The 25,835-nt window shown below is 49.6% G+C and carries 19 protein-coding genes and 2 pseudogenes; 10 read left to right on the top strand and 11 right to left on the bottom strand.

The window, feature by feature from the left end:
- The first annotated feature begins 257 nt into the window (after positions 1-257).
- The gene (gene opgB / locus ACFK9X_RS04125) at positions 258-2,549 is read left to right on the top strand and encodes a phosphatidylglycerol--membrane-oligosaccharide glycerophosphotransferase (protein ID WP_151115645.1); all 2,292 of its coding nucleotides are present in this window, start codon (positions 258-260) and stop codon (positions 2,547-2,549) included.
- A gap of 133 nt (positions 2,550-2,682) precedes the next feature.
- On the opposite strand, the gene ACFK9X_RS04120 is transcribed toward opgB, so the two are convergent.
- From ACFK9X_RS04120 to tsr, 8 genes and pseudogenes are all read right to left on the bottom strand, one after another.
- Positions 2,683-3,693, bottom strand: coding sequence for an SIS domain-containing protein (locus ACFK9X_RS04120; protein ID WP_000900307.1), 1,011 nt, complete (start codon positions 3,691-3,693; stop codon positions 2,683-2,685).
- A gap of 17 nt (positions 3,694-3,710) precedes the next feature.
- On the bottom strand, positions 3,711-4,772 hold the full coding sequence (locus ACFK9X_RS04115) for an SIS domain-containing protein (RefSeq protein ID WP_023258543.1): 1,062 nt from the start codon (positions 4,770-4,772) through the stop codon (positions 3,711-3,713).
- 12 nt (positions 4,773-4,784) lie between these two features.
- Positions 4,785-5,633 carry a PTS system mannose/fructose/sorbose family transporter subunit IID gene (locus tag ACFK9X_RS04110; RefSeq protein WP_000178067.1) on the bottom strand — a complete coding sequence of 283 codons (849 nt, stop codon included), beginning with the start codon at positions 5,631-5,633 and terminating at the stop codon, positions 4,785-4,787.
- Positions 5,611-6,390, bottom strand: coding sequence for a PTS mannose/fructose/sorbose/N-acetylgalactosamine transporter subunit IIC (locus tag ACFK9X_RS04105; RefSeq protein WP_151115643.1), 780 nt, complete (start codon positions 6,388-6,390; stop codon positions 5,611-5,613). The genes ACFK9X_RS04110 and ACFK9X_RS04105 overlap by 23 nt, the downstream gene beginning before the upstream one ends.
- Before the next feature lie 25 nt (positions 6,391-6,415).
- Entirely contained in the window at positions 6,416-6,877 is a 462-nt protein-coding gene (locus ACFK9X_RS04100; protein ID WP_000634729.1) for a PTS system mannose/fructose/N-acetylgalactosamine-transporter subunit IIB, read from the bottom strand.
- Between the two features lie 14 nt (positions 6,878-6,891).
- Complete coding sequence (locus ACFK9X_RS04095) at positions 6,892-7,314, bottom strand: PTS sugar transporter subunit IIA (protein WP_000820693.1); 423 nt, start codon at positions 7,312-7,314, stop codon at positions 6,892-6,894.
- Positions 7,315-7,415: 101 nt separating this feature from the next.
- Positions 7,416-10,181, bottom strand: a pseudogene (locus ACFK9X_RS04090) (sigma 54-interacting transcriptional regulator).
- 323 nt (positions 10,182-10,504) lie between these two features.
- Positions 10,505-12,166 (bottom strand): methyl-accepting chemotaxis protein, encoded by a 1,662-nt coding sequence (gene tsr, locus ACFK9X_RS04085; RefSeq protein ID WP_000919511.1) that lies wholly within the window; start codon positions 12,164-12,166, stop codon positions 10,505-10,507.
- A gap of 366 nt (positions 12,167-12,532) precedes the next feature.
- Between tsr and btsT the strand changes: the two genes are divergently transcribed.
- The 3 genes from btsT to yjiA all read left to right on the top strand — a co-directional run bounded on the left by btsT (position 12,533) and on the right by yjiA (position 15,948).
- Positions 12,533-14,683 carry a pyruvate/proton symporter BtsT gene (gene btsT, locus ACFK9X_RS04080; protein ID WP_000379929.1) on the top strand — a complete coding sequence of 717 codons (2,151 nt, stop codon included), beginning with the start codon at positions 12,533-12,535 and terminating at the stop codon, positions 14,681-14,683.
- A gap of 94 nt (positions 14,684-14,777) precedes the next feature.
- On the top strand, positions 14,778-14,981 hold the full coding sequence (locus ACFK9X_RS04075; protein WP_000460616.1) for a YbdD/YjiX family protein: 204 nt from the start codon (positions 14,778-14,780) through the stop codon (positions 14,979-14,981).
- 10 nt (positions 14,982-14,991) lie between these two features.
- Entirely contained in the window at positions 14,992-15,948 is a 957-nt protein-coding gene (gene yjiA / locus ACFK9X_RS04070; RefSeq protein ID WP_000187838.1) for a GTPase, read from the top strand.
- A 74-nt stretch (positions 15,949-16,022) separates the two neighbouring features.
- On the opposite strand, the gene ACFK9X_RS04065 is transcribed toward yjiA, so the two are convergent.
- Together ACFK9X_RS04065 and ACFK9X_RS04060 are read right to left on the bottom strand one after the other, a co-directional pair.
- Positions 16,023-16,325, bottom strand: a complete 303-nt coding sequence (locus tag ACFK9X_RS04065) for a BrnA antitoxin family protein (protein ID WP_000063143.1) — start codon at positions 16,323-16,325, stop codon at positions 16,023-16,025.
- Positions 16,312-16,599: a BrnT family toxin gene (locus tag ACFK9X_RS04060; protein WP_001131963.1), complete on the bottom strand. Its 288-nt coding sequence runs from the start codon at positions 16,597-16,599 to the stop codon at positions 16,312-16,314. The genes ACFK9X_RS04065 and ACFK9X_RS04060 overlap by 14 nt, the downstream gene beginning before the upstream one ends.
- Positions 16,600-17,022: 423 nt before the next feature.
- Here ACFK9X_RS04060 and ACFK9X_RS04055 point away from each other — a divergent pair, with 423 nt between their 5' ends.
- From ACFK9X_RS04055 to ACFK9X_RS04045, 3 genes are all read left to right on the top strand, one after another.
- The gene (locus tag ACFK9X_RS04055) at positions 17,023-18,864 is read left to right on the top strand and encodes a 3'-5' exonuclease (protein WP_151115641.1); all 1,842 of its coding nucleotides are present in this window, start codon (positions 17,023-17,025) and stop codon (positions 18,862-18,864) included.
- Positions 18,865-19,476: 612 nt separating this feature from the next.
- Entirely contained in the window at positions 19,477-20,052 is a 576-nt protein-coding gene (locus ACFK9X_RS04050; RefSeq protein WP_000593785.1) for a restriction endonuclease subunit S, read from the top strand.
- A gap of 429 nt (positions 20,053-20,481) precedes the next feature.
- Entirely contained in the window at positions 20,482-21,309 is an 828-nt protein-coding gene (locus ACFK9X_RS04045) for a class I SAM-dependent DNA methyltransferase (RefSeq protein WP_000526843.1), read from the top strand.
- A 31-nt stretch (positions 21,310-21,340) separates the two neighbouring features.
- Here ACFK9X_RS04045 and ACFK9X_RS04040 read toward each other — a convergent pair whose 3' ends face one another.
- Positions 21,341-21,475 (bottom strand): hypothetical protein, encoded by a 135-nt coding sequence (locus tag ACFK9X_RS04040; protein ID WP_263641779.1) that lies wholly within the window; start codon positions 21,473-21,475, stop codon positions 21,341-21,343.
- A 124-nt stretch (positions 21,476-21,599) separates the two neighbouring features.
- On the opposite strand from ACFK9X_RS04040, the pseudogene ACFK9X_RS04035 reads away from it, so the two are divergent.
- From ACFK9X_RS04035 to ACFK9X_RS04025, 3 genes and pseudogenes are all read left to right on the top strand, one after another.
- A pseudogene (locus tag ACFK9X_RS04035) lies at positions 21,600-22,766 on the top strand (restriction endonuclease).
- Between the two features lie 63 nt (positions 22,767-22,829).
- Entirely contained in the window at positions 22,830-24,449 is a 1,620-nt protein-coding gene (locus ACFK9X_RS04030) for a class I SAM-dependent DNA methyltransferase (RefSeq protein ID WP_151115639.1), read from the top strand.
- Complete coding sequence (locus tag ACFK9X_RS04025; RefSeq protein WP_020839639.1) at positions 24,439-25,833, top strand: restriction endonuclease subunit S; 1,395 nt, start codon at positions 24,439-24,441, stop codon at positions 25,831-25,833. The genes ACFK9X_RS04030 and ACFK9X_RS04025 overlap by 11 nt, the downstream gene beginning before the upstream one ends.
- Positions 25,834-25,835: the final 2 nt, after the last annotated feature.

The raw sequence follows: 25,835 nt of genomic DNA, 5'->3' as shown, positions 1-25,835 counted from the left end.
GCCGGGACGCCCTGTTAAAAGCCGTGTTTTGGCCTTTTACCCGCCAACACGGCATTAACCCGATTTTTCTCTTCGTCTTTTCCTGTTATTAACCGCTATGGCAGGAAGTGATGCCGATCAAAAAACCAACTTTCTAAACTCATTCTAAATAACAGCGCCGTGTAAAGTTATTAGAATTGCAGCAATGTGACATCGCTATTACATTGTTAGAAATTTTTTCCTGCCAGCGATAAGCCTGGTTTATTGAGGATCGTCAGTTGTCCGAGTTGCTCTCTGTCGCTCTGTTTCTCGCCTCTGTGCTGATATATGCCTGGAAGGCGGGTCGTAACACCTGGTGGTTTGCCGCCACTCTCACGGTGCTGGGACTTTTTGTCATTCTGAATATTACCCTGTATGCCAGCGACTATTTTACCGGCGACGGGATCAACGACGCAGTGCTTTATACGCTCACGAATAGTCTGACGGGAGCGGGAGTCGGCAAATATATTCTGCCGGGAATCGGCATTGCCCTGGCGTTAGTGGCGGTATTCGGCGCGCTGGGATGGGTACTACGCCGCCGCCGTCACCATCCTCATCATGTCGGTTACAGCCTGCTGGCGTTACTGCTGGCGTTGGGTTCGGTCGACGCCAGCCCGGCGTTTCGCCAGATTACCGAACTGGTAAAATCACAAATGCGCGATGGCGATCCGGATTTTGCCGTTTATTATAAAGAACCAGCAAAAACCATTCCTCATCCGAAGCTCAATCTGGTCTATATCTACGGCGAGAGCCTGGAACGGACCTATTTTGATAATGACGCGTTCCCCAATCTCACGCCAGAGCTGGGCACACTGAAAAACGAAAGGATGGACTTCAGCCATACCATGCAGCTACCGGGCACGGATTATACCATCGCAGGAATGGTCGCCTCACAGTGCGGCATCCCGCTGTTCGCGCCGTTTGAAGGCAATGCGTCCGCGTCGGTTTCCAGCTTCTTCCCGCAGAATATCTGCCTCGGCGACATTCTGAAAAACTCCGGCTACCAGAACTATTTTGTGCAGGGGGCGAATCTGCGCTTTGCCGGAAAAGATGTGTTCCTCAAATCCCACGGTTTCGACCACCTGTATGGTTCCGAAGAACTGAAAAGCGAAGTGGACGATCCCAGCTATCGTAACGACTGGGGCTTTTACGATGACACCGTGCTGGATGCCGCATGGAAGAAATTTGCCGAACTCTCCCGCTCCGGCCAGCGTTTCTCGCTGTTTACGCTGACGGTGGATACCCATCACCCGGACGGTTTTATCTCGCGGACCTGCAACCGCAAACGCTACGATTACGACGGTAAGCCCAACCAGTCCTTTAGCGCCGTAAGTTGCAGCCAGGAAAACATCGCCGAGTTTATCAACAAAATCAAAGCGTCACCGTGGTTTAAAGATACCGTTATCGTCGTCTCTTCCGACCATCTGGCGATGAATAATACGGCCTGGAAATACCTGAATAAGCAAGATCGCAACAATCTGTTTTTCATTCTGCGCGGCGATAAACCACAGCAGGAGACGCTGGCGGTCAAACGCAACACGATGGACAACGGCGCAACGGTGCTGGATATTCTCGGCGGCGATAATTTTATCGGTCTGGGACGTAGCAGCCTTTCCGGGCAGTCGCTGTCGGAAGTGTTCCTGAATGTAAAAGAGAAAGTGCTGGCGATGAAGCCGGATATCATTCGCCTGTGGAATTTCCCGAAAGAGATAAAAGATTTTACCGTCGATCGGGACAAAAACATGATCGCGTTTTCCGGGAGCCACTTCCGCCTGCCGTTACTACTGCGCGTATCGGATAAGCGCGTCGAGCCGTTACCGGAAAGTGAATACTCCGCTCCGCTACGGTTCCAGTTGGCCGACTTCGCCCCGCGCGATAATTTCGTTTGGATCGATCGCTGCTACAAAATGGCGCAGCTATGGGCACCGGCGCTGGCGCTCTCCACCGACTGGTGCGTCTCGCAGGGGCAGCTTGGCGGGCAGCAAACCGTACAGCATGTCGATAAAGCGCAGTGGCAGGGTAAGACGGCGTTTAAAGACACGATGATCGATATGGAACGCTACAAAGGCAATGTTGATACCTTAAAGATTGTCGATAACGATATTCGTTATAAAGCCGATAGCTTTATCTTTAACGTGGCGGGCGCCCCGGAGGAGGTGAAGCAGTTTAGCGGCATTTCCCGGCCGGAGTCCTGGGGGCGCTGGTCAAATGCGCAGTTGGGCGATGAGGTTAAAATCGAATATAAAGCGCCGCTGCCGAAAAAGTTTGATCTGGTGATCACCGCCAAAGCCTTCGGCGACAACGCGAATCGGCCGATTCCGGTACGCGTAGGCAACGAAGAACAGACGCTGGTGCTGGGTCACGATGTGTCCACTATCACGCTGCATTTCAACAACCCGACGGACGCGAATACCTTAGTCATTGCGCCGCCCACTCCCGTCTCCACCAACGAAGGTAATATTTTGGGCCATTCGCCGCGCAAATTGGGGATTGGCATGGTGGAGATCAAAGTGGTGAATGTTGAGAGTTAAAAGAGAATGTCATATATGCCGGGTGGCGGCTGCGCCTTACCCGGCCTACACATCATCTTTATCAATAAACTGGCGCACAGGCCTGATAAGCGAAGCGCCATCAGGCACTGTATATATTACACGCCCCTTTCTGTTAATAATCGAACTGACGGTAGTAACGACGAATATCCAGACTGTGGCCGGTATATTTCTCAAAGTGCGCCGCCAGTCGGTCAACTAACAATGTCGAAACAACACACGGCGCCATGATCCAGCGGAACTCATCATCAATACCGTCCAGCGCATACGCTTTCGGATCAATCACCACCAGGTTATCGGTAATTTTACTGGCAAAACGCTCAACGCGTTCATCCAGCGCGCGGCATTTCCCTTCCCCTTTCACCAGAATGAGCGGAACGTCTTTTTCCAGCAGCTCCAGAGCGCCGTGGAAAAATTCCGCAGAGCTGACGGGGCGCGTGCGCTTCCACTGCATCTCTTCCAGGATACACATGGAGAACAGATAGACCTCGCCCCACATCTCCGCGCCGCCGACCCACATCATATAATCGCTGTTATGATAACGGCTGGCGATAGCGTCCGCCTGCGGATCAAATTTTTGTTTCGCTTTCAGCAGATTCGCCGGCAGAATTTCCAGTTGGCTGGCGAAGCGATCGTAACTGGCGAATTCGTTATTGCGCGACAGCACGCGGAAAAACAGCCAGTACAGCAGCATATATTCATATTCCACGCCATTTTTGTGACGCATCGGAATATGCCATGTCGCCGCCTGCGCCAGCGGAGAGTCCGCATTTTTGGTAATAGCGACTACGCGTATTCCCTGCGCTTTACACCACTCGGCGATCGCCACCGATTCTTTGGTATCGCCGGATTTAGACAGCGTAATAACCACAGAGTCTTTATTCAGCCGCTTATTTCCTTTATGAATTAATTCTGCCGCCTGCTCAACATAAACCGGCAACGTTGTTAATTCTTTGGCAAATTCATTAATTGCCATCATTGGCGCCAGTGAACCGCCAACAGAGGCGAAAAATAAAGAACTGAACCCGGCCTGATAAATCTCGTCAGCAACCTGTTCTGCCTTCTGGCGCGCAGCGATGATCTCACGAGCACTCGTCAGGTACTCGTCCTGATTAAAACCCAACATATTTTTCTCCTGATTGTTCAGATTTTACTTTTTAAAACGCGATCGAAATCGTCAAAAATGCGTACCGAAAGGTCGATGCCTTTCAGTGAGGCGATATGAAACGCCATGAGTTGTACCGGCACAATCAACAGTAATGGCGAGAAATGGTGATCAACCGCTACATCCAGCGCAAGCGTCTGGTCATCCTGCGCCGCCTTCGCCAGCGTGAGAGTAAAGGTTTTGGCGACCGCAGGCGTCATATACTCCCGTAGCGCCCTGGAGCGCGCGTCGGGCCGGTCCTCAAAGAAGAACATCACGTGTTCCGCATTGGCTTCCAGATACGGGCCGTGCATATAGGCTTCCAGCTCAAACCCGCTTGAGGGAACACGCACCGTCTCGGTAAATTTAGTTTCCAACTCTTTTGCCACCCCAACCAGCGCGCCGTAGCCTGTCGCCACAAAACGCGTCCCGTTTCGTAAAACGGCCTGGTGCTGGTGAATAAACGCTTCCGTACGCACGATAACCAACGGCAGGGTTGCCGCGATACGTTGAAGCTGCGCCACATACTCCTCGACCTGCGATTCCGTCAGTCGCTGCTGCTGACGGGCAATTAACAACGCGATAAGCAACAGATTCAATACCGTCGCGCTAAATCCACGGGTAACAAAGCCGACGGACTCAATCCCGGTCAGAATATCCAGTGGATAATCACTGGCCTTGCCAAGAGGGCTTTGCGGATCGGCGGTCAGAGCGAATACCGGACGTCCCTGCGCCTGAACTTTACGCATCGCCTCCAGGGTAGAAGCGCTTTTCCCGCTCTGGGAAATAGCAATAACCATATCGGCTTGCGGATCGCTATTCTCATACTGGCTAAAGGTGTACGGCTCTTTAATATCGATAGAGATACCGCAGCGCTCAAAGAAATAACGGGCGCAAAAGGCGGCATTCGATGACGATCCGGTGGCTAATATCAGGATTCGTCGTAACGTTTTTTGGCTGGCGAACCGCGATACTTCTTCCAGAGACTGGCGATGGCGTCGAATAATATTCGCCAGGACGTCAGACTCTTCGTTAATATAGGTCAGCATGGTTGGTGACATTGTGTATCCCTCTTAAAATAACCCTATCCAGGAACCGAAAATTCCCACCAGAGCAATACCGCCAATGATGGTTAACGGTTTCACTTTTTTCCCTAACAGCCAGTACACAATGGCGAAGCTAATTAACGGCAGCAGACAAGGCATGATGTCGTTAATAATGTCCTGAACATGGGTTTTCGCTTCTCCCGTACCAAACGTAATGGGAATGGTGATATCAATCATGGAGGCCGTCATCGCGCCAACCACCATCAGACCGATAATCGAGGCGCCATAGGTTAGGCTTTCCATCATTCCGCTTTGCTGAATACGTTGCAGTACGCCGGTTCCCAGCACATAGCCCCAGCGGGTAAAGAACCAGCGGGCCAGAATATGCGGTACGTTAAACACCAGCAGAAATAAAATCGGCCCCAGAATATTGCCTTTCAGCGCCAGGCTGGTACCGATGCCAGTGGCGATAAGGCGCAATGTTCCCCAGAAAAAAGAGTCGCCAATACCCGCCAGCGGCCCCATTAACGACGCTTTGACGTTATCGATAGAACTGGCATCCATCTCTTTCTGCTGGCTATTTTTCTCCTCCATCGCCACGGTAATACCGAGGATCAACGTCACAATGTGCGGCGTGGTATTAAAGAAAGCCAGATGGCGTTTTAGCGCTTCGGAAAGATCTTCTTTTCGGCTATACAGTTTCTTTAATACCGGAATGAGCGTATAGACGAACGCCAGGTTCATTTGTCGTTCATAGTTCCAGGAAAACTCCATCTGGAATGACCGCCAGAAGACGCGGCGTAAATCACGCGCGGTGACCAGACCAGTGGTTTCCGCCTGCTGGCGGTCTTTATCAGAAATCATCTTCATCGTCATGAGACGCTCCTTGCGCAGGTGTCGGTTGCGAGGCCGCAAATTTCGGCATATTGACCATCACGACGGCGACGATCGCGCCGAGAATCGCAATACCCGTCACCGGAATTTTTAAATACGCCATTAAAACAAAACCGAGGAAAAAATAGGGGGTGACCTTTTTATTAATTAATAAGCGCGCCAGCATGGCAAAACCCAGAGCGGGAATAATACCGGTGGCAACGCTTAATCCATGTTTAATAAATTCTGGAATGGCATCCAGAAAACCTTTAACCATATTCACGCCCGCTAAATAAGAGACCGTGACGATAATCCCCAGCGTCAGCGACAGCCCAATGCCGGAGATTAAATGCATACGCTCAATGCCCCGGGTATCCCCCACCTCAGCGTAAGCATCGGCTTTATGACAGAGCAACGGAATAAACATTCCGTTATAGATATTTTTCACAATTAACGCCAGTGTCGCGATTGGCAAACCTAATAACAGCGCGGTTTCCGCCCCGGCGCCGGAATTAATCGCAAAGGCCACACCTAAAATACCGCCAGTGACCACATCCGGCGGCAGCGACGCGCCCACCGAAAAGGAACCGATAAACGCCAACTCCAGCGTCGCGCCCATCACAATTCCGGTTTCCATGTCGCCCAGCACCAGTCCGGTTAACAGTCCGGTCACGATAGGTCTGGAAATCAGCGACGTCCCTAATGCATATTCAGACTGGGCGATAAACGCCACCAGTCCCAGTAAAAGTGCCTCTATCATAAAATATCCTCAGGCGTTAATCCGCTCAGGCAAAAAGTTGTTTACGATCGTTAGGCACCAGCCGAATTTCTATCTCTACTCCGCCAGCCGCCAGCTCCCGAAGTTGAGTCATTTCATCCGCTAACAGATTGATGGCTTTAGCAATATTCTGGCTCCCTTCACGTACCTTCGTGCCGCCTAAATTAATGCTTTTAATGTCGGGTAATTCGCGCGCCAGCCGGTACGCATCCGCCACGGATTCAACAACAATAAAAAGTTTATATTTATCGGTAACGCCGCTTTTTATCGCTTCAATTGAATCGGCAATATTTTTAATAACCAGCTTCACCGCGGGCGGCTTCGCCATTTTAATGGTGGTTTTACGCAGGTCATCATTAGGTACGCTGTCGTTGGCAATTAAAATACAGTCTGCGCCAACGTACTGCGTCCAGGAAAAGGCGACCTGTCCATGTAATAAACGATGATCCACCCGTAAAAAAACAATCATGACGCTTCCTCCCCTTAAAAATCTTTATCGCTTTGCATGGCGCTGGTGATAGTTTGATTGCAGTACTGAATATTTTCTTTTGAATCCGCTAACGCCGTCATTATGGTATGCGTGGTATTGCCATCGTTTTCCGACATAAAGAGATCGATAACCAGCGGCAGGTTAATCCCTGCCAGCAGATGAAAATTTTCTCGTGATAAATAACGGACAAATTCGTTATTCACGCTGCCGGCAAAAATATCGGTCAGCGCAATAATTTCATCTTCCGGCGGGATCCGGGCAATTAGCGTATCTACCTGCTGGCTTAAATCCACGCTCTCTTCAACGTAAGCGCACAGCGTCCAGACATTTGACCGTTTGCCTAAAATCAGCTCCACGGAGTTTAAAACTCCGCTGGCCAGCGTGCCGTGGCTGGCGAAAATATAATGTCTCTTCATCCTGACCTCTAAAACACATTCCACGGTGATAAAAGAGAGCAAGCGGCGTGCCAGAAAAAGTGGCGCGCCGAAAAAAGATGCGGGTTAACAGAGGGAAATAGTTAAAACTGTTGATCTTGCTCGATAAGTTCTGTTTCGAAGGTCAGGATATTATGGATATAGCCAAGCTCGGCGGTGGGGATTTTGACACTGTAGTTACTCTCAATGACACTAAACGCTTCCCGTAGCCGATTCAGTTCCTGTTCCGGACACTGTTGTCCACTATAAGCAGTAATGCCCGCATGACGGATCAGACGCTCAATCAGGCAACTAATATGCACATAGAGCGCCACCTTTCTTTCATTCGAGACGGTAACGCCCGCCAGATGCTCATAGCGCAGCAGAAACTGCTCAACGTGGTTGATGACTTTGCTGGTGTCGAGGATGGTGACGGATTCAATCACTCGTCGGAGCGAGAAGTTTTTCAGCAGCAGGTTGTTGATCTCCGCCACCTGCTCCGGCGTGGTCAGCGAACCAAACAGCCGCATCAGATAGTGATTCCCCTCGCCGGAGATCAGCGAGTCGAGCGAAATCCACGGCACGCTGGCGATGTGCGGGTCCAGCGTGCCGACTATCGCCAGTACGTCGTAGCGCATAAATACCGGCTCTTGGGTTTTATTGCTCGCCAGCATCGCATAATCGCAGGCGACGACGTCAATCTCCAGCGCCTGCGGAATACTGGCGCTCAGTAATGCGCAAAGATTCGTCGCCACACCGATACCGGTCGCGCAGGTGGTCAGTATGGCGCGCGGTTTGTTGCTTTTCGGCCAGTAGAGCTGATACTCGACCGGCACATCCCGGGCGATATCGCGGGCGATCTCTTCAATAAAATGCCCCTGTAAAATACGCTCCCCTACATACAGGGCCATGCTGGTCGAGACGTTGTTGATAATCGTCACCGGCGTGGAAAGCGCGCGATCAAAATGACGATGAATGGCCTTGAGCGATCCCATATCCACCAGAATCATCAGGCCGGAGGCGAGCGGATGCTCTTCCAGATAGCGCATCACCTGCTGCGCTATCGCCTCCGGCGTGACGTCCAGCGGCATATCGAACGATTCAAAAATCGTATTTTTCAGTAACCGGTTGGCGACGTTGGCGATACTGCTGGCGGTGGCATAGCCATGCGCCAGAATCACCGCATGCGTCACCTGTTTTTGGTTGTTAGCCCCCTGTTTATGCAGCCAAAGCGCCAGCAGCAGCATATCAATGCGTCTCGGCTCCAGATCCAGCTTCTGGCCCAGCGTCTCCAGAATTTGTAAACAGAAGCTGTACAGCAGTGGATATTTCTGGGCGAGGAAGGCGTCCAGTTGGCGGATCTGCTCGCTGTTGAGACGAGAAGGCGCCAGTGCGGTACGATGGATTAAATAGTGGCTAAGCGCGTAAATACAGTTGCCGTTAAGCTGCATATTGAAGCGCTTCTCCAGACGATAAAACTCTTCCCGCACCTAGCTTGTAATTAACAGCAACCGCTGTGAGTGCACATTATCGTCGCCGGTAAAAATCAGGCGATCGAAGAGGGTCTCAATTTCATCGCCCATTCTTTTTTGTACCGTCTCCCACCCCTCTTTCCCGCTACGTACCAGCTCGTACAGCGCCAGCACATGACACTGCGTATCATGGATCATGCCCTGCATCTCGTCGCGGGCGCGCAGCAGCCAGGTAAGGTTCGTGTCGGGCGAGATGCTCACCGGCGTGTCGTCCGCCAGCGGTTCATTCAGTGACGGCAATGCCGACAGCATGGCATCCGGCAGATCGTGCAGCGACACGGTAACGGTTTCCTGCCCAGGCTTTTTCGCCCATGCCGTCGCCACCGCATACTTCACCACATTTTTCAGCTCGCCGACGTTGCCGCGATAAACATATTGATTGAGGATCTGCAACAAACGCGGTTTGAGGATAAGCGTGGCCGAAAGTTTTTTCGCCTCCGTCCAGAAAAACAGTAAGATCAGCGCCTCTTTTTCCTGGCGGCTACGGTGCTGGAGATCCGGCAGGTTGACCTGAATCGGGATGCGTCGCAAAAATGTCGTCAGAAAGGTACTGTGTATCTCTTCGGTCGTCGCAAATACCAGACGTACCGAAACCGGATGCCCCTGCGCGGTGTCGCCTACCCGATAAATTTCACCACGATCGAGCCAGGTAAAGAGCTTCTCCTGCCCTTCGGCGCTCAGCCGGTGGACTTCATCCAGAAATAACATGCCGCCGTCAGCCGCCTCGAACGCGCCCGGTCTGTCGCTCTGCGCGCCGGTAAACGCGCCCTTCACATAGCCAAAAAGATTCGCCGCCAGCAGTTCGGGATTGCTCGCATACTGGGCGCAATTAAAACTGATAAATGGCGCATCCGGCGACAGAAGCGCCTGGGCGATGGCATATTCGTGCATGAGCTGCGCCAGATAACTTTTCCCGGTGCCGCTTTCGCCGGTCATCAGTAGCGGCAGTCCGCCGTCGGGATAAAACAGCGCGGTTTTCAGTTGCTCAATCGGCCGCTTCAGGCTTTCGTTATGACCAATCAACAGAGAAAAGTGATCGTCCGGCGCGCACTCCTGTTCCCCGTGCGCTAACAGCTCCGCGACGCTGGCGTATTCATTACGCGAAAGGGTAAAAAACTGTTGGCTAAATGCCTGCTTATGCAGGAAATAGACGGGACGGGTATTGATTTTGCAGAGCACGCCCTGCGCCACCAGTTGGTTCAGATAATGGCTGGCGGTATTACGCTGCATATTAAAACGCTGCGCCAGATAGCGCGCGGTAAACACCTCACTGACATTTTCCGGATCAAAAAAATCCGTTTGGTTCATCAGGAAAGCAAGCAGGGCATCTTTGCGCATCGTATCCTCTCACGATTACCACATCAGCAATTATGATGCCGCGAAACAAGGCTCTCCTGCCGTGCGTTCTCTCGCTTTATTCATTTTTTGTGGATCACCGCACACCTTCACTCAACGTTGGATTAGCGCGCGATATCAGAAAAGAGAGAAGGAAGCGGCGCACGGCCTGGCGTATGAATCACGCTGCACCATGCGCCTGATGCTGGTTTAAAATCGGCCTGCGCGGACTGCCAGGCCTGGTAAGCGCTACGCCATCAGGCAAAAGTGTGAACATCTCATCCGGCCTACGGTCGTCTGTAGGCCGACTGTTCACCACTACGCCCTTAAAACGTTTCCCAATTATCGCTGCCGTCGGCCACAGCGGCCTTTGGTGACGACACGGCTGCCGGGGTTTTTACCGCAGCCACTTCACGCGCACGCTGCTGTTGCTGGTGAATACGGAACACCGCGACGGCCTGGGTCAGACGGCTGGCTTGCTCTTCCAGCGCCGCAGCCGCGGCGGCGGACTCTTCCACCAGCGAGGCGTTCTGCTGCGTTACGCGATCCATCTCCGCTACCGCCAGGCCCACCTGGTCGATACCACGGCTTTGCTCGTCGGACGCCGAGGCAATCTCGCCCATGATATCGGTCACGCGGGTCACTGCATTGACGATCTCATCCATGGTTTCACCGGCGCTTTCGACCAGCGTCGACCCCACATCAACACGGCTCACGGAATCCTCAATCAGACTCTTGATCTCTCGTGCCGCCTGCGCGCTACGCTGGGCCAGATTACGGACTTCACCGGCTACCACCGCGAACCCGCGTCCCTGCTCGCCTGCGCGCGCCGCTTCTACCGCCGCATTCAGCGCCAGGATATTGGTCTGGAAAGCAATACCGTCGATTACGCTGATAATATCGGCGATTTTCTGCGAACTGGAGGCGATATCGCGCATTGTTTGTACGACGTTATCCACCACTTTGCCGCCTTTTTGCGCTGTTTCAGAGGCGCTCAATGCCAGGTGACTGGCCTGACGGGCGTTTTCGGCGTTCTGTTTCACGGTGGCGGTCAGTTGTTCCATACTGGCGGCGGTCTCTTCCAGAGACGCTGCCTGCTGCTCAGTACGGGAAGAGAGATCATTGTTGCCCATCGCAATCTCGCTGGCGCCGCTATAGATCGCATTCGCGCCGTTACGTACATCGCCAACGGTACGCATCAGTTCACTTTGCATATGACGCAGGTTTTCAGCCAACTGCCCCATTTCGTTGGAGCCTTCCACGTCGATACGCTTCACCAGATCGCCGCTGGCGATATGACGAATGCTTTCAATCAGACGATTCATCGGGGCGATAAGCGACAGTTTGATGCCGAACCAGACGGCGATAATGACCACCAGAACGGCAATCAGCACACTGACCAGTACCCACATCGCCTGGTTGTAGGAACTGTTGTTATCCTCAACAGCAATATCGTACAGACGATCGTTTTGCTGCATATAGGCCATGTACTGCTTCTCAAAAGCGTCCTGATAGCTTTGAGTCGGTTGATCAAAAAACTCGTTAATCTTACCCGCGCCAAGAAGCTGAATAAGCTCCGCCAACGCACCGTGGTAGATATCATAGGTTCGTTTGATCTCAAGGAAAGCCGCTTCACTCTGACGTGGATCGCGCGGTAACGCCTCATACTGCGCCCAGTTTTTTTCGGTCAGCTTCAGCGTATTGGTCGCCCCCTGCATCAGTTCAGCGACAGTTGCGCCGCTGCCAATATTGCTCTGGTCCATCATCCAGCGGATACCCGCGCGATTCAGGGTATTACGCGTTTGCAACAGCTCCACCCAGGTTGCATTCAGGGCAGACTGCTGCTGACGAATGGTTTGCAATACGGTGAAGTTTTCTTTGTCATTCTTCAGCGAGTTGAAGAACAGCCCGCCGGATGTCAGTTGTAAAAGGCCAAATAGCGCCAATACCAGCAGTAAGCTGGTAACAATTTTAATTCGCTTTAACATGTTTTCTCTTTCCGCTAGACAGATACAGAATTTTCGGCCTGGAAAGGGAAAACTTTATGGGATGCGCGCCATTAATATCACGATTAGCTCAGTGAAGTCGTTATGACGCCCCGCGCAACAAGGATCGTCCCATTTTATATCGTGATCTCAATCACATAAAATAGCCCACGCCCTCCTCCGCGAAACCGCTTACCGGTACGTCCGACCGCTTAAACCGCCATACAACCACTCACTGATTTACCTAACTTTACGCGCGCGATGATCTGGCAAGATCCTCTCAGCATAGCAGTCAATCTACCTCCTCAAACACGAACTCAATGTCCACCCAGCTTCGGCTGATAATTAAACTTACAACCAGGTTTTACTATGGATACGAAAAAGATATTCAAGCACATACCCTGGGTGATTCTCGGAATCATCGGTGCTTTCTGCCTCTCGGTCGTTGCCCTACGTCGGGGTGAACACGTGAGCGCCCTGTGGATCGTGGTCGCTTCCGTTTCCGTCTATCTGGTGGCTTACCGCTACTACAGCCTGTACATCGCCCAGAAGGTCATGAAACTCGACCCGACGCGCGCGACGCCGGCGGTTATCAATAACGACGGCCTGAACTACGTGCCGACTAACCGCTACGTGCTGTTTGGTCACCACTTCGCCGCCATCGCCGGCGCAGGTCCGCTGGTCGGGCCGGTATTGGCCGCGCAGATGGGCTATCTGCCGGGGACACTGTGGTTGCTGGCGGGCGTGGTGCTCGCGGGCGCAGTGCAGGACTTTATGGTGCTGTTCATCTCTTCCCGCCGTAACGGCGCCTCTCTTGGCGAGATGATCAAAGAAGAGATGGGTACCGTTCCAGGCACCATCGCGCTGTTCGGCTGCTTCTTAATCATGATCATCATCCTCGCGGTGCTGGCATTAATCGTGGTGAAAGCGCTGGCCGAAAGCCCGTGGGGCGTCTTCACCGTCTGCTCAACGGTGCCGATTGCGCTGTTTATGGGCATCTACATGCGCTTCCTGCGTCCGGGACGCGTAGGCGAAGTCTCAGTTATTGGTATCGTGCTGCTGGTGGCGTCTATTTACTTCGGCGGCGTAATTGCCCACGACCCGTACTGGGGCCCGGCGCTGACCTTTAAAGACACCACCATTACCTTCGCGCTGATCGGCTACGCCTTTGTTTCCGCGCTGCTGCCGGTATGGCTGATCCTCGCCCCGCGCGACTATCTCGCTACCTTCCTGAAAATCGGCGTGATCGTCGGTCTGGCGCTGGGGATTGTGATCCTCAACCCGGAACTGAAAATGCCGGCGTTGACGCAGTACGTCGACGGTACCGGCCCGCTGTGGAAAGGCGCTCTGTTCCCGTTCCTGTTCATCACCATCGCCTGTGGCGCCGTCTCTGGCTTCCACGCGCTCATCTCTTCCGGTACCACGCCGAAACTGCTGGCCTGTGAGACCGATGCGCGTTTTATCGGCTACGGCGCGATGCTGATGGAGTCCTTTGTTGCGGTGATGGCGCTGGTGGCGGCCTCGATCATTGAACCGGGTCTCTACTTCGCGATGAACACCCCGCCGGCAGGTCTGGGCATTACCATGCCAAACCTGCACGAGATGGGCGGCGAGAACGCGCCGCTGATTATGGCGCAGTTGAAAGACGTTACCGCACATGCAGCGGCGACCGTCAGCTCCTGGGGCTTTGTGATTTCCCCGGAACAAATCCTGCAAACTGCGAAAGATATCGGTGAACCGTCAGTATTGAACCGCGCAGGCGGCGCGCCAACGCTGGCAGTAGGTATCGCGCACGTGTTCCACAAAGTCCTGCCGATGGCGGATATGGGCTTCTGGTATCACTTCGGTATTCTGTTCGAAGCACTGTTTATCCTGACCGCACTGGATGCGGGTACCCGTTCCGGCCGCTTTATGTTGCAGGATTTGCTGGGTAACTTCGTCCCGTTCCTGAAAAAAACCGATTCTCTGGTCGCGGGTATCATCGGTACCGCAGGCTGCGTCGGTTTGTGGGGCTATCTGCTGTATCAGGGCGTGGTCGACCCGCTGGGCGGCGTGAAGAGCCTGTGGCCGTTGTTCGGTATCTCTAACCAGATGCTGGCCGCCGTGGCGCTGGTGTTGAGCACCGTGGTACTGATCAAAATGCAGCGCACCAAGTACATCTGGGTGACGGTGATCCCGGCGGTATGGCTGCTGATCTGCACCACCTGGGCACTGGGCCTGAAACTGTTCAGCGCCAACCCACAGATGGAAGGTTTCTTCTACATGGCAAACCTGTATAAAGAGAAGATTGCCAACGGCACCAACCTGACCGAGCAGCAGATTGCCAACATGAACCATATCGTGGTGAACAACTACACTAACGCTGGTTTGAGTATTCTGTTCCTGGTGGTGGTGTACAGTATTATCTTCTACGGTTTCACCACCTGGATGAAGGTACGCAACAGCGATAAACGTACCGACAAAGAAACCCCGTATGTGCCCGTGCCGGAAGGCGGCGTGAAGATCTCTTCACACCACTAAAACTGATGCCGGGTAGCGCACAGCGATCCCGGCTAGTGTAAGCCGGATAAGGCGCAAGCCGCCATCCGGCTTTATTCATTAACAGGACGGCAGAATGTTTGATACTTTAGGTCAGGCAAAAAAATATCTCGGCCAGGCGGCAAAAATGTTGATTGGTATTCCGGACTACGACAACTATGTCGAGCACATGAAAACTAATCATCCCGACAAGCCGTACATGACCTATGAAGAGTTCTTCCGCGAACGTCAACAAGCACGTTACGGCGGCGATGGCAAAGGCGGTATGCGCTGTTGTTAATGGAGAGACTATGACCCCGATTGCAGTTACCCTACTTACCGGTTTTCTTGGTGCCGGCAAAACCACCCTACTACGCCATATCCTCAACGAACAACATGGTTTTAAAATCGCCGTTATCGAAAACGAATTTGGCGAAGTCTCCGTTGACGATCAACTGATTGGCGATCGCGCCACACAGATCAAAACCCTGACCAACGGCTGCATCTGCTGTACCCGCTCCAACGAGCTGGAAGATGCGCTATTAGACCTGCTCGACAGCCGCGACCGCGGCGATATTGCTTTCGACCGCCTGGTGATTGAATGCACCGGCATGGCTGACCCCGGCCCGATTATTCAGACCTTTTTCTCCCATGACGTATTATGCGAACGCTACCTGTTAGACGGCGTGATTGCGCTGGTCGACGCGGTGCACGCTAACGAGCAGATGAACCAGTTCACCATCGCCCAGTCGCAGATAGGCTACGCCGACCGCATTCTGTTGACCAAAACCGACGTGGCAGGCGACAGCGAGAAACTGCGCGAGCGGCTGGCGCGTATCAATGCCCGCGCCCCGGTTTACACCGTGGTACACGGCGATATTGACCTGAGTCAGTTGTTTAATACCAGCGGCTTTATGCTGGAAGAGAACGTGCTGGCAAGCCAACCGCGTTTCCACTTTATTGCCGATAAACAGAACGATGTGTCGTCAATTGTGGTGGAACTGGATTACCCGGTGGATATCAGCGAGGTGTCGCGGGTGATGGAAAACCTGCTGCTGGAATCAGCGGATAAACTGCTGCGTTACAAAGGGATGCTGTGGATCGACGGCGAACCCAACCGCCTGCTGTTCCAGGGCGTGCAGCGCCTCTACAGCGCCGACTGGGACAGACCGTGGGGCGACGAAACGCCGCACAGCACGCTGGTATTTATCGGGATCCAGTTGCCGGAAGACGAGATCAGAGCGGCGTTTGCGGGGTTAAGGAAGTAACCATTAAGCGCTTATCCGGCCTGGCGGGAATTTGTAGGCCGGATAAGGCGCAGCCGCCATCCGGCATCTTCGGGCTATTTCTTATTTTGCTCGCGCAGCATCGCCTCGCGCAGAATGGCATTGAGCCGCGTCTGGTAGCCTTTTCCTGGCCGTTTCAGCCACTCCATCACATCGGCGTCAATACGCACCGAGGCCTGAGTTTTTAACGGGCGAAAAAACTTACCACGCACTGCTTCAGACCACTGCCCATCCTCCGAAGCGGGAATGTCGCTGTAATCAATCTCATCATCTGATTTTTTCACCAGCGCCTTCAGTTCAGCCTCATGCTGAGCACTCAGCGCGGATGCGTTGCCGCGTTTATGTTTAACCATGCTCATAACGATTCCTCTCTTTTCTGTCTGCCTTGCGAGCGCTGATGATACGGATAACTTCAAAACCACTTTCGAACCGAACGCTATGAGCAACCAGAATGACCACAATGCCATGAACAAGGCCGAGGGTCTGCCAACGATATTCTCCATTCTCATAACGCTCCTGACGTGACAGGTGTCGGGGATCGTCAAACACCAGTACCGCATCCTCAAAGCGGACACCGTGCTTCCTCAGGTTGCTTTTAGCCTTGTTCGCATCCCATTCAAACTCCATCGGCATGTGTTTTCCCTAATTGTATATACAAAAATGTATATACAATTATCTTACGATTATACCTGGATTGTTGGAAATAGCTTCACAATTTGCGTATTCGAGATAAAAGAAAATTGACCAGAAGAGTAGGCCGCAGAAGGCGCAGCCGCTATCCGGCATCCGGCATCCGGCATCCGGCATCCGGCATCTTCTGGCTATTTCTTATTTTGCTCTCGCAGCATCGCTTCGTGCAGAATGGCATTAGGCGTCTATCGCCTCCGTCCATTCCCCCTCCGAAAAGGGAATGATTAATTTATCATAAATATTCTTCTTCTTTATGATTTCAGTAATATTTGTTAAAATTATCAAAATAAAACGAAGTTTTTAATTTATTTGACTTTGCGTTATTTTGCTTGAATAGCATAAATCGCATGAATATATAGGTGTAATATGGCAATCATTATTCCCACCGTAAGTAGCTGTAGCGAGAAAATTACAGCAGGCGAAAAAAGGCTGGCAAGGCTACTGGAGAGAGGGTTAAGCGATAGCTGTACCTGCTGGTACGACACGCCGATGGGCAAACAACATAGTCATCCTGACTTTGTTATTCTGACCCCTGACAAAGGTATATTATTCATTGAAGTTAAGGACTGGTTTATTACAAAAATCAAAGGTGCTAATAAAACATATGTCCAGTATGAAACTAAAAATGGTATAGAAAGTTTAAAAAATCCTATTGAGCAAGTTCGTCAGTATGCTTTCCAGACCATTAATAGCCTCAAAACAGATCCACAACTTCGCCAGCAAGAAGGCCAATATCAGGGCAGTTTTGTTATGCCGTATGGATACGGCGTGTATCTGGCCAATATTTCTCGCTCTCAGCTTGAGAAAGCCTTTTCACCTACCGAACTTGCAGACATACTCCCTACCGATAAGGTGATATGTAAGGATGAACTCAATGAATTTATGTCTCAGGAAAAAGTAGCTGCCAGGCTCGCATTACTTGCCAAATACAACTTTGCTCACCAGACTACACCTCAGCAGCTGGATCGTATAAGATGGCATCTTTATCCTGATATTCGAATCCATAAACCCATTAAGCAAGCTGATGTAAAGAATTTCACACTCCACACACCAAGTATTATATCCATTATGGACCGGCAACAGGAACAACTTGCAAGAAGCATGGGGTCCGGACATCGGGTGATTCATGGCGTTGCAGGATCTGGTAAAACACTGATATTACTTCACCGTTGCCTCGAACTTGCAAATAATATTGAAAACGAAAAATCTGTTTTGGTCATTTGCTACAACATTACGCTCGCCAGGAAACTCAGAGCCCTTATTGAGAAACATACGCTCAGGCTTCCTGTTGAGGTCACACATTTTCATTTATGGTGTCATCAACAATTACAGTCTTATGGACGGCTACCGCCAAAAAGCAAAAACTTTGTTGAGCTAATGGAAAATGCCCTTTCTATCGCCTTTGAGGATGGAATCATCCAGCCAGAGCAGTACAGCGCCGTGCTGATCGACGAAGGCCACGATTTTAATCCTGAGTGGCTAAGAATTCTTACCCGAATGGCAGACACCAAAAATAACACACTGCTTTTCCTTTATGATGATGCACAATCAATTTATCAGAAAAAGAAAGCGCTCGACTTCACCTTATCCAGCGTCGGCATTAAAGCTCAGGGGCGAACGACAATCCTGAATATTAATTACCGTGATACTCAGCAAATATTACATTTCGCTAGTAGCATTGCATTTAACTATCTCAATAATCACATTGAGGATGCTCTTAAATATCAGCAGCCCGACTCAGGCGGAATTGCGGGTTCTTATCCTGAGTTGACCTGTTTTGATAACCAGGATGAGGAAATAACGCATATCCTTAACTGGGTTATCGAACAGCACCAGCGGGGCATTCCGTGGTTTGATATTGCCATATTGTGCCCATCAACCTATAGCATTAAAGACGTGCTGGGACCACAACTGACGGCTCGCAATATCCCTTATCAAATGATTATTACCTCTGCCGATAAAAAAAACTGGTCGCCGCAGCAAGAACGGCTGTGTGTTATGCCTCTGCCGAGCAGTAAAGGACTCGAATTTCAGTCAGTCGCTGTCATGGACGCAGCCAGATCCAAAAATGAAGAAGACTTGAGCAATGATATCAAAAGGCTTTACGTTGGTTTCACACGGGCTCGCTATAATCTGCTGATAACTATGAATGGAGAAAATGCACTCAGCGCGCATCTTCTCACTACCTATAAGCAGATAACACGATAGATGTAACGTCGGCATTCCCCCAAGCCGGATAATACACTGGTATTATCCGTTAACTTCCCATAAAAATCTTTTTTTCAGCAACCTGCCGCAGATTTTCCGCGCGGTGATTTCAAACAGCCACAGCACAGTTATTAGTACTCCTTTTTCTTACAACATGTAACCGGTCGCCTTAGTGGAAACAACAGGGAGCCACTTTAAGCTAAAATCTACAATCGACGGCCAGACACAACCGTCTTATCAGGGGAAGGCCTCTTGGTAACCTACCAATTTTAATATGATCTTTAATATCAACATATTAACAACATCGGTGTATACAAATTCATTCCCCAATATTCTACAAACAAAAAAAAGACATAAAACCAAGTGACAATCCCTTATGCAGTACGGTAGCTTACTGCACACACTATTCTATACGAGTTTTGCTACCAAAACGGAGATCAAAATGAAAAGGAAACGGGATACTGGCGGAGTATTGTGTGTTTTTTTGATAGCTGTTTCATACAATGTTTTGGTTAATGTAAATATTCAGTCACATAGCGCCTACATAGCAGAGAATACAACAACTGTTATTAGTGTTAATCTCTACATCGATAACAAACAAGAGAAAAAGTGATGATTAAATTGCTTTCTGAGGTCGCAGAGGTTACTGGCGGGCACACATTCCGAACCAAAGCTGAGGCTGCATCAGGTCATGTAAGACTCCTGCAGATTAAGGACATACAAGAAGGTATTCTGACTGATTTTTCAGCGCTTCCTTTTGCGGATATCCAGCCAGAGAAACTGAAAATAAATCTTCAAACTAACGATATTCTTTTACCACTCAGAGGGGAAAGGATACCGGCTATGATGATTGTTAACCAACAGAGTACACTTGTAACAACGACAAACCAAATTGCTGTAATAAGAGTTAACAGCCTTTTAATTAATCCTGAATATCTGTATTATTTTTTTAATTCTCCAGAAGGAGATGAGAAAATTTCTGCTCTACAAGGTGGAGGATTAGTCGTGAATCTTAGTTTAAAAAAGCTATTAACACTTGAAATACCCATACCATCGCGGCCTGTACAGGATGAGGTTATCGGCCTTCGTAAAATATGGAATGAACAAAAAAAAACTCTTGAGGATTTAATAGAAAATGGAACGACTCTATGCCATACTGCAATTAATAGATTAATCTACCGTGGCTAATATTATGCGCGAACATTATTTTTTAACAATGCTACAGTCACTCAGTTGTGATAGTATTGACAAATATACTCAAACGATGATTTGCCTTGAAACTACCGTACTGTGCCATTTACTTAACAATGCCAGCAGGCAACTTATCCATACAGATTTTACCAGCATCTTTTCAATTTATGAAAAAAAACAATAAACGATAATAGTTATATTAAGTTAAATCAAAAGGAGTTTAAACTAATATTCTCTAACATTACCCTCTATGATTTTTCACAAAGCCGTGATATCAAAAATTATATTTCAAGGATTACAGAAGTTTGTAATGAATACATTAATACTTTATCTATCCATAGTATTCTAGACTTATTCACATCTCTCATTGAAGAGAACCGCCCCCCGACACAGAAACATTACACTCCACACGAAATTGTCACGTTCATGGGTAACATAATTCAGGCACAAAAAGGCGAGTCTTTTTTTGATCCTGCTTGTGGCTCTGGTGAGTTTATCTCAGAAATCATAAAAAACCAAGTTGCTATATCAGGTTCAGAATATGACGTAGACAGATTGAAAATTTCAAAAATGAAGATGCTGGTAAATGATCTATCTCCATCAAATATCAGCCCATCTTACTTTACTGAGGGGCATAATCTTAAAAAAAATTTTGACATTATTCTTTCAAACCCACCGTTTTCTTTAAAAATTCCATTTGATATGGAAATGCACTTTTGTATGTATGGTAAGCCACCAGCATCAAATGCTGATTTTGCTTTTTTACAGTATTGCATTTTTATGTTAAAAGATAATGGCCGGGCAGCGATTATCCTACCTGATGGCATTCTTTTCCGAGAAGGCAAGGAATACGAAATCAGAAAAAAAATAATTAAAAATAACCATATTTCCGCAATTATCTACCTACCAAAAGGTATGTTCAAAACTACTGCAATCGCAACAAATATTATAGTTTTTAAGAAAAAGCAAAAAACTAATGATATCTTAATGATAAATGTGAGGAAAAAAAACAACCTGAATGTAAATTTATTATTAGAGTTAATTACCAAACGCAGCACTACTGAAATATCCAGACTCACTTCCCTAAACGAAATATCTGCTCATGATTACAATCTATCAGCCTCGTTATACTTCAGGCCACAAGTAAAAAAAACTGATCTGAAGCAATTAATAATGAAACAAAAGGAGCTTGAAGAGAAGTTACATTCATTACAATATGCTTTCCAGCACAAACTCACCTCGTTGAATTTATAATGTTATATGAATATTTTACCTACAGACACTATTAATCAATAGCCCACTGACGGTACTGAATCAGGAAGAAGATGACCATCGTTTTACAGGCAAGACCAATATCTGGCTCAATCAGGATTGCCAGGAATGAGACAGATGGTTTGCCAAGGATATTCTCCATATTCATGAACAAATATTCCACTTTTACCGCATGCTAAAATCATCTCGTTCTATCTGTTAAGTGATTCATCCCAAGGAATTTTGTACTTGTTATAGCAAACTATTGACACAGCAATCGTTAAGGGATGGACGTGAAGAATTATAAAGTGATTACCCCGCTTTTCCAACATACGAACATGACCCTGGCCATGATGAAAGCCGTCGCAAGATGCTCAGTTAAAGCGGTTCGAAATATGATCACCGCCATTCAGGAGCAGACCGGCCCCCCGCAGAACCCGGTTGACTGGTCCGAGCCGGATAACTGGATTAAAGAACGGCTCAGCGGTGAAGATGCCAGCATAGCCTGGCAAATCTGGAATATGGATAACTATATCCTGAACCCACGCCACAGCTATGGTTGCTACATGTTTATCAATAACCCTCTGTTCGATCTGATGCAAACTGCCGAGGACGGCGGCTGGTACCCCAGCGAACAGGGGCGACTACTTATGGATCACGATGAGGCCACGCTACACAAACTTGGTGATATCGAAGGCATGTTACATGCTACTGGCGTTACTGGCTGGCCGTAAACAGGCCAGACGTGCAGATCTGTTGCCGGAATGGCAGACTTCCTTGCACCAGCACTCTAAATTCGCCTCCCCTAGCTCGGTTAAAACTACGCTCTATGCCCGGCTTTATAATCTGGTCGAACGAAGACTGGTTGCCCGTGAAGGAATGAGCTACAAAATTACCGATGCAGTCCGAAAATGGCTCAACAAAACGCTACCTGAACGTCGTACCGATCCGCGCAAAGAGCTGCTTGACGCCGTAAAACGCTATAACGAGCAGCCAAAAGAGGTGTTGCGCGAACAGCTCTCTACCATGAACCCGTACAAATTTGAACATCTGGTGGGCCAGTTGCTGGAAGCGATGGGTTATGAACAGGTGGAGGTCACAAAGCCTCTGGTGACAAAGGCGTGTATGTCATCGGTAAAGTGCAGGTCGGCATCACCACCATTACCGAAGTAGTGCAGGTGAAGCGGATGCAAAACACCATTACCCGCCTCTATATTGACCAGCTACGCGGTGCACTACCCTACCACAAAGCCATTCGCGGTACGCTAATCACTACCGACAAGTTTGCCGCCAAATGCGCAGAGGCCGCACTGTTTCCAGGGGCCGCGCCCATTACATTGATCGACGGCGATCGCCTGTTGGAGTTGTTAATCGAAAATAACGTCGGGATCAGGCGCAGCAATGCGGTGGAACTGCTGGATGTGGATTTACAGCTGTTTGATGAGCTGGAAATCGACTAAAGGGCGAACTTCACCGCTTTTACCGTTACAATAGCCACCTTATTTTTCCTGATTGAGTTCATCATGGCCAAAGCACCAACGAAAAAAGCCAAAGCAAAGAAAGGCTTTGAAGACACATTATGGGATACCGCGAACCAGCTTCGCGGCAGCGTTGAATCCTCCGAGTACAAGCACGTGGTGCTAAGCCTCGTGTTCCTCAAATTTATCAGCGATAAGTTTGAAGCCCGCCGTCAGAAGATGAAAGACGAGGGACAGGGCGATTTCCTTGAGATGGAAGTCTTCTATCAGCAGGACAACATCTTCTACCTGCCGGAGGAAGCGCGCTGGTCGTTTATCAAGCAAAACGCCAAGCAGGACGACATTGCGGTACGCATTGATACCGCCCTCTCCACCATTGAGAAGCGCAACCCGACGCTGAAAGGCGCGCTGCCGGACAACTACTTCAGCCGCCAGAATCTGGAAACCAAGAAGCTGGCATCGCTTATCGATACCATCGACAACATCGAAACGCTGGCCCACGAAACCGACGTGGAAGCGCTGTCGAAAGAAGACCTGGTCGGTCGCGTGTACGAATACTTCCTCGGCAAGTTTGCCACCACCGAGGGCAAAGGCGGCGGTGAATTCTATACGCCAAAATGCGTGGTCACTCTGCTGACCGAAATGCTGGAACCGTTCCAGGGCAAAATTTATGACCCGTGCTGCGGCTCGGCGGGGATGTTTGTGCAGTCGGTGAAGTTTGTTGAAAGCCATCAGGGCAAAAGTCGTGATATCGCCCTGTACGGTCAGGAGCTGACGGCGACAACCTACAAACTTGCGAAGATGAACCTTGCGATTCGTGGCCTTTCCGCCAACCTAGGCGAGCGCCCGGCGGACACCTTCTTCAGCGACCAGCACCCGGACCTGAAAGCCGACTATATTCTGGCCAACCCGCCGTTTAACCTGAAAGACTGGCGCAACGATGCCGAACTGACCAAAGACCTGCGCTTTGCTGGCTACCGTACGCCGCCGACCGGTAACGCCAACTACGGCTGGATTCTGCATATGCTTTCCAAGCTGTCGGCCAACGGCACCGCCGGTTTTGTGCTGGCGAACGGCTCGATGAGTTCTAACACCAGCGGCGAAGGTGAGATCCGCGCGCAGATGATCGAAAACGATCTGATCGACTGCATGATTGCCCTACCCGGCCAGCTGTTCTTCACCACCCAGATCCCGGTGTGCCTGTGGTTTATGACCAAATCGAAGGCAGCCGATCCGGCCAAGGGCTACCGCAACCGTCAGGGCGAAACGCTGTTTATCGATGCGCGTAATCTCGGCACCATGATGAACCGTACCACTAAAGAGCTGACGGCGGACGATATCGCCACCATCGCCGACACCTACCATGCCTGGCGCAGCACGCCGGAAGAGCTGGCCGCACGCGTTAAACGCGGCGACAGCAAGCTGGCGCAGTACGAAGACCAGGCTGGGTTCTGCAAGGTCGCGACTATTGCAGAGATGAAGGCTAACGACTATGTGCTGACGCCCGGCCGCTACGTCGGCGCCGCCGAGCAGGAAGACGACGGCGTGGCGTTTGAAACCAAAATGCGCGAGTTGTCGCAGACGTTGTTTGCGCAGATGAAGCAGGCGGAAGAACTGAATAAAGCCATTCGCCAGAACCTGGAGGCGTTTGGTTATGGGGAGTAAGTGGACCACCGTTAGCATTAACGATATTAAGTTACCTGAGAAATATAGTTGTGTTGGAGGCCCGTTCGGTTCTTCTCTTTCACAAAAACATTATGTCGATTCAGGTGTTCCTGTTATCCGGGGCACCAATTTAGCTGGAGACATATTTTCAGAGAGTGACTTTGTTTTTGTTTCTCCAGATAAAGCAAATGAATTACAACGTAATATGGCCTTTCGTGGAGACATTGTCTTTACACAACGGGGAACGTTGGGACAAGTAGCGTTAATTCCTGAAGACTCATTATACGAAAAATATATTGTGTCACAGAGCCAAATGAAGTTGACTGTAAATCCGAAACAAGCGGATGCATATTTTATCTACACATATTTCAGAACTAATGAAGCCAAGGCATTGATTGAAAATAATGCTATTGTTGGAGGAGTTCCTCATATCAACCTTGGTATTTTGAAAGAATTTAAGTTGAGACTCCCTCCACTTTCAGAGCAAAAGCGAATCTCTGAGGTTTCCAAGTCTATTGATAACAAAATCAATCTAAACCGCCAAATCAACCAAACCCTGGAACAAATGTCCCAAACCCTGTTCAAATCCTGGTTTGTGGATTTCGACCCGGTGATTGATAACGCGCTGGATGCGGGAAACCCAATCCCGGAAGCGCTACAATCTCGCGCCGAACTGCGTCAAAAAGTACGTAACAGTGCAGATTTCAAACCACTTCCGGCGGATATTCGTACACTGTTCCCGGCTGAATTTGAAGAAACAGAGTTGGGTTGGGTACCTAAAGGCTGGCGCATTGAAAGTTTTTCCGAAATTGCTCAATTAGTAAAAGAAAATGTCAAATCGGAAGATATCTCTTCTGAGGTTCATTATGTAGGACTGGAACATTTAGAACGTAAACATATTTTTATTACTAATTATGGGAATGGTAGAGATGTATCCAGTAACAAATCAGCTTTCAATAAAGGTGATTTGCTATTCGGCAAGTTACGTCCTTATTTCCACAAAGTGGCAATAACTCCGTTTTCAGGGATATGCTCAACTGATATATTAGTTTTTCGAGCCAAAGAGAAATATTATAAATCTTTAATGGCAATGTATGTATTTACCGATGAGTTTGTAGCATATGCAAATTTACGCTCTATAGGAACAAGAATGCCGAGAGCAGAGGCTAAAGACCTCCTTAAATATAGAATCGTTTTACCCAATAAAAACATTTTAGAAAAATTTGAATTGCTCTTAAAAGATTATTGGTCAAAAGGGCAACTTAACAATGACGAAAGTAAACATCTTACCACCCTCCGCGACACCCTGCTCCCCAAACTTATCTCCGGTGAGCTCTCCCTGGAGGATCTACCAAACTTAGTCAACCAAACCGAACCCGCTTAATG

This window comes from Salmonella sp. WC3 (assembly GCF_042932255.1).
GTDB lineage: Bacteria > Pseudomonadota > Gammaproteobacteria > Enterobacterales > Enterobacteriaceae > Salmonella > Salmonella enterica.
This window is presented reverse-complemented; position numbering and strand designations above follow the sequence as displayed.

What these genes read in the sequence shown, in the direction of transcription:
- ACFK9X_RS04120 (WP_000900307.1), bottom strand. Translation starts at nt 3,693, where the DNA reads ATGTTGGGTTTTAATCAGGACGAGTACCTGACGAGTGCTCGTGAGATC.
- ACFK9X_RS04115 (WP_023258543.1), bottom strand. Translation starts at nt 4,772, where the DNA reads ATGTCACCAACCATGCTGACCTATATTAACGAAGAGTCTGACGTCCTG.
- ACFK9X_RS04110 (WP_000178067.1), bottom strand. Translation starts at nt 5,633, where the DNA reads ATGACGATGAAGATGATTTCTGATAAAGACCGCCAGCAGGCGGAAACC.
- ACFK9X_RS04105 (WP_151115643.1), bottom strand. Translation starts at nt 6,390, where the DNA reads ATGATAGAGGCACTTTTACTGGGACTGGTGGCGTTTATCGCCCAGTCT.
- ACFK9X_RS04100 (WP_000634729.1), bottom strand. Translation starts at nt 6,877, where the DNA reads ATGATTGTTTTTTTACGGGTGGATCATCGTTTATTACATGGACAGGTC.
- ACFK9X_RS04095 (WP_000820693.1), bottom strand. Translation starts at nt 7,314, where the DNA reads ATGAAGAGACATTATATTTTCGCCAGCCACGGCACGCTGGCCAGCGGA.
- tsr (WP_000919511.1), bottom strand. Translation starts at nt 12,166, where the DNA reads ATGTTAAAGCGAATTAAAATTGTTACCAGCTTACTGCTGGTATTGGCG.
- btsT (WP_000379929.1), top strand. Translation starts at nt 12,533, where the DNA reads ATGGATACGAAAAAGATATTCAAGCACATACCCTGGGTGATTCTCGGA.
- ACFK9X_RS04075 (WP_000460616.1), top strand. Translation starts at nt 14,778, where the DNA reads ATGTTTGATACTTTAGGTCAGGCAAAAAAATATCTCGGCCAGGCGGCA.
- yjiA (WP_000187838.1), top strand. Translation starts at nt 14,992, where the DNA reads ATGACCCCGATTGCAGTTACCCTACTTACCGGTTTTCTTGGTGCCGGC.
- ACFK9X_RS04065 (WP_000063143.1), bottom strand. Translation starts at nt 16,325, where the DNA reads ATGAGCATGGTTAAACATAAACGCGGCAACGCATCCGCGCTGAGTGCT.
- ACFK9X_RS04060 (WP_001131963.1), bottom strand. Translation starts at nt 16,599, where the DNA reads ATGCCGATGGAGTTTGAATGGGATGCGAACAAGGCTAAAAGCAACCTG.
- ACFK9X_RS04055 (WP_151115641.1), top strand. Translation starts at nt 17,023, where the DNA reads ATGGCAATCATTATTCCCACCGTAAGTAGCTGTAGCGAGAAAATTACA.
- ACFK9X_RS04050 (WP_000593785.1), top strand. Translation starts at nt 19,477, where the DNA reads ATGATTAAATTGCTTTCTGAGGTCGCAGAGGTTACTGGCGGGCACACA.
- ACFK9X_RS04045 (WP_000526843.1), top strand. Translation starts at nt 20,482, where the DNA reads ATGGGTAACATAATTCAGGCACAAAAAGGCGAGTCTTTTTTTGATCCT.
- ACFK9X_RS04040 (WP_263641779.1), bottom strand. Translation starts at nt 21,475, where the DNA reads ATGAATATGGAGAATATCCTTGGCAAACCATCTGTCTCATTCCTGGCA.
- ACFK9X_RS04030 (WP_151115639.1), top strand. Translation starts at nt 22,830, where the DNA reads ATGGCCAAAGCACCAACGAAAAAAGCCAAAGCAAAGAAAGGCTTTGAA.
- ACFK9X_RS04025 (WP_020839639.1), top strand. Translation starts at nt 24,439, where the DNA reads ATGGGGAGTAAGTGGACCACCGTTAGCATTAACGATATTAAGTTACCT.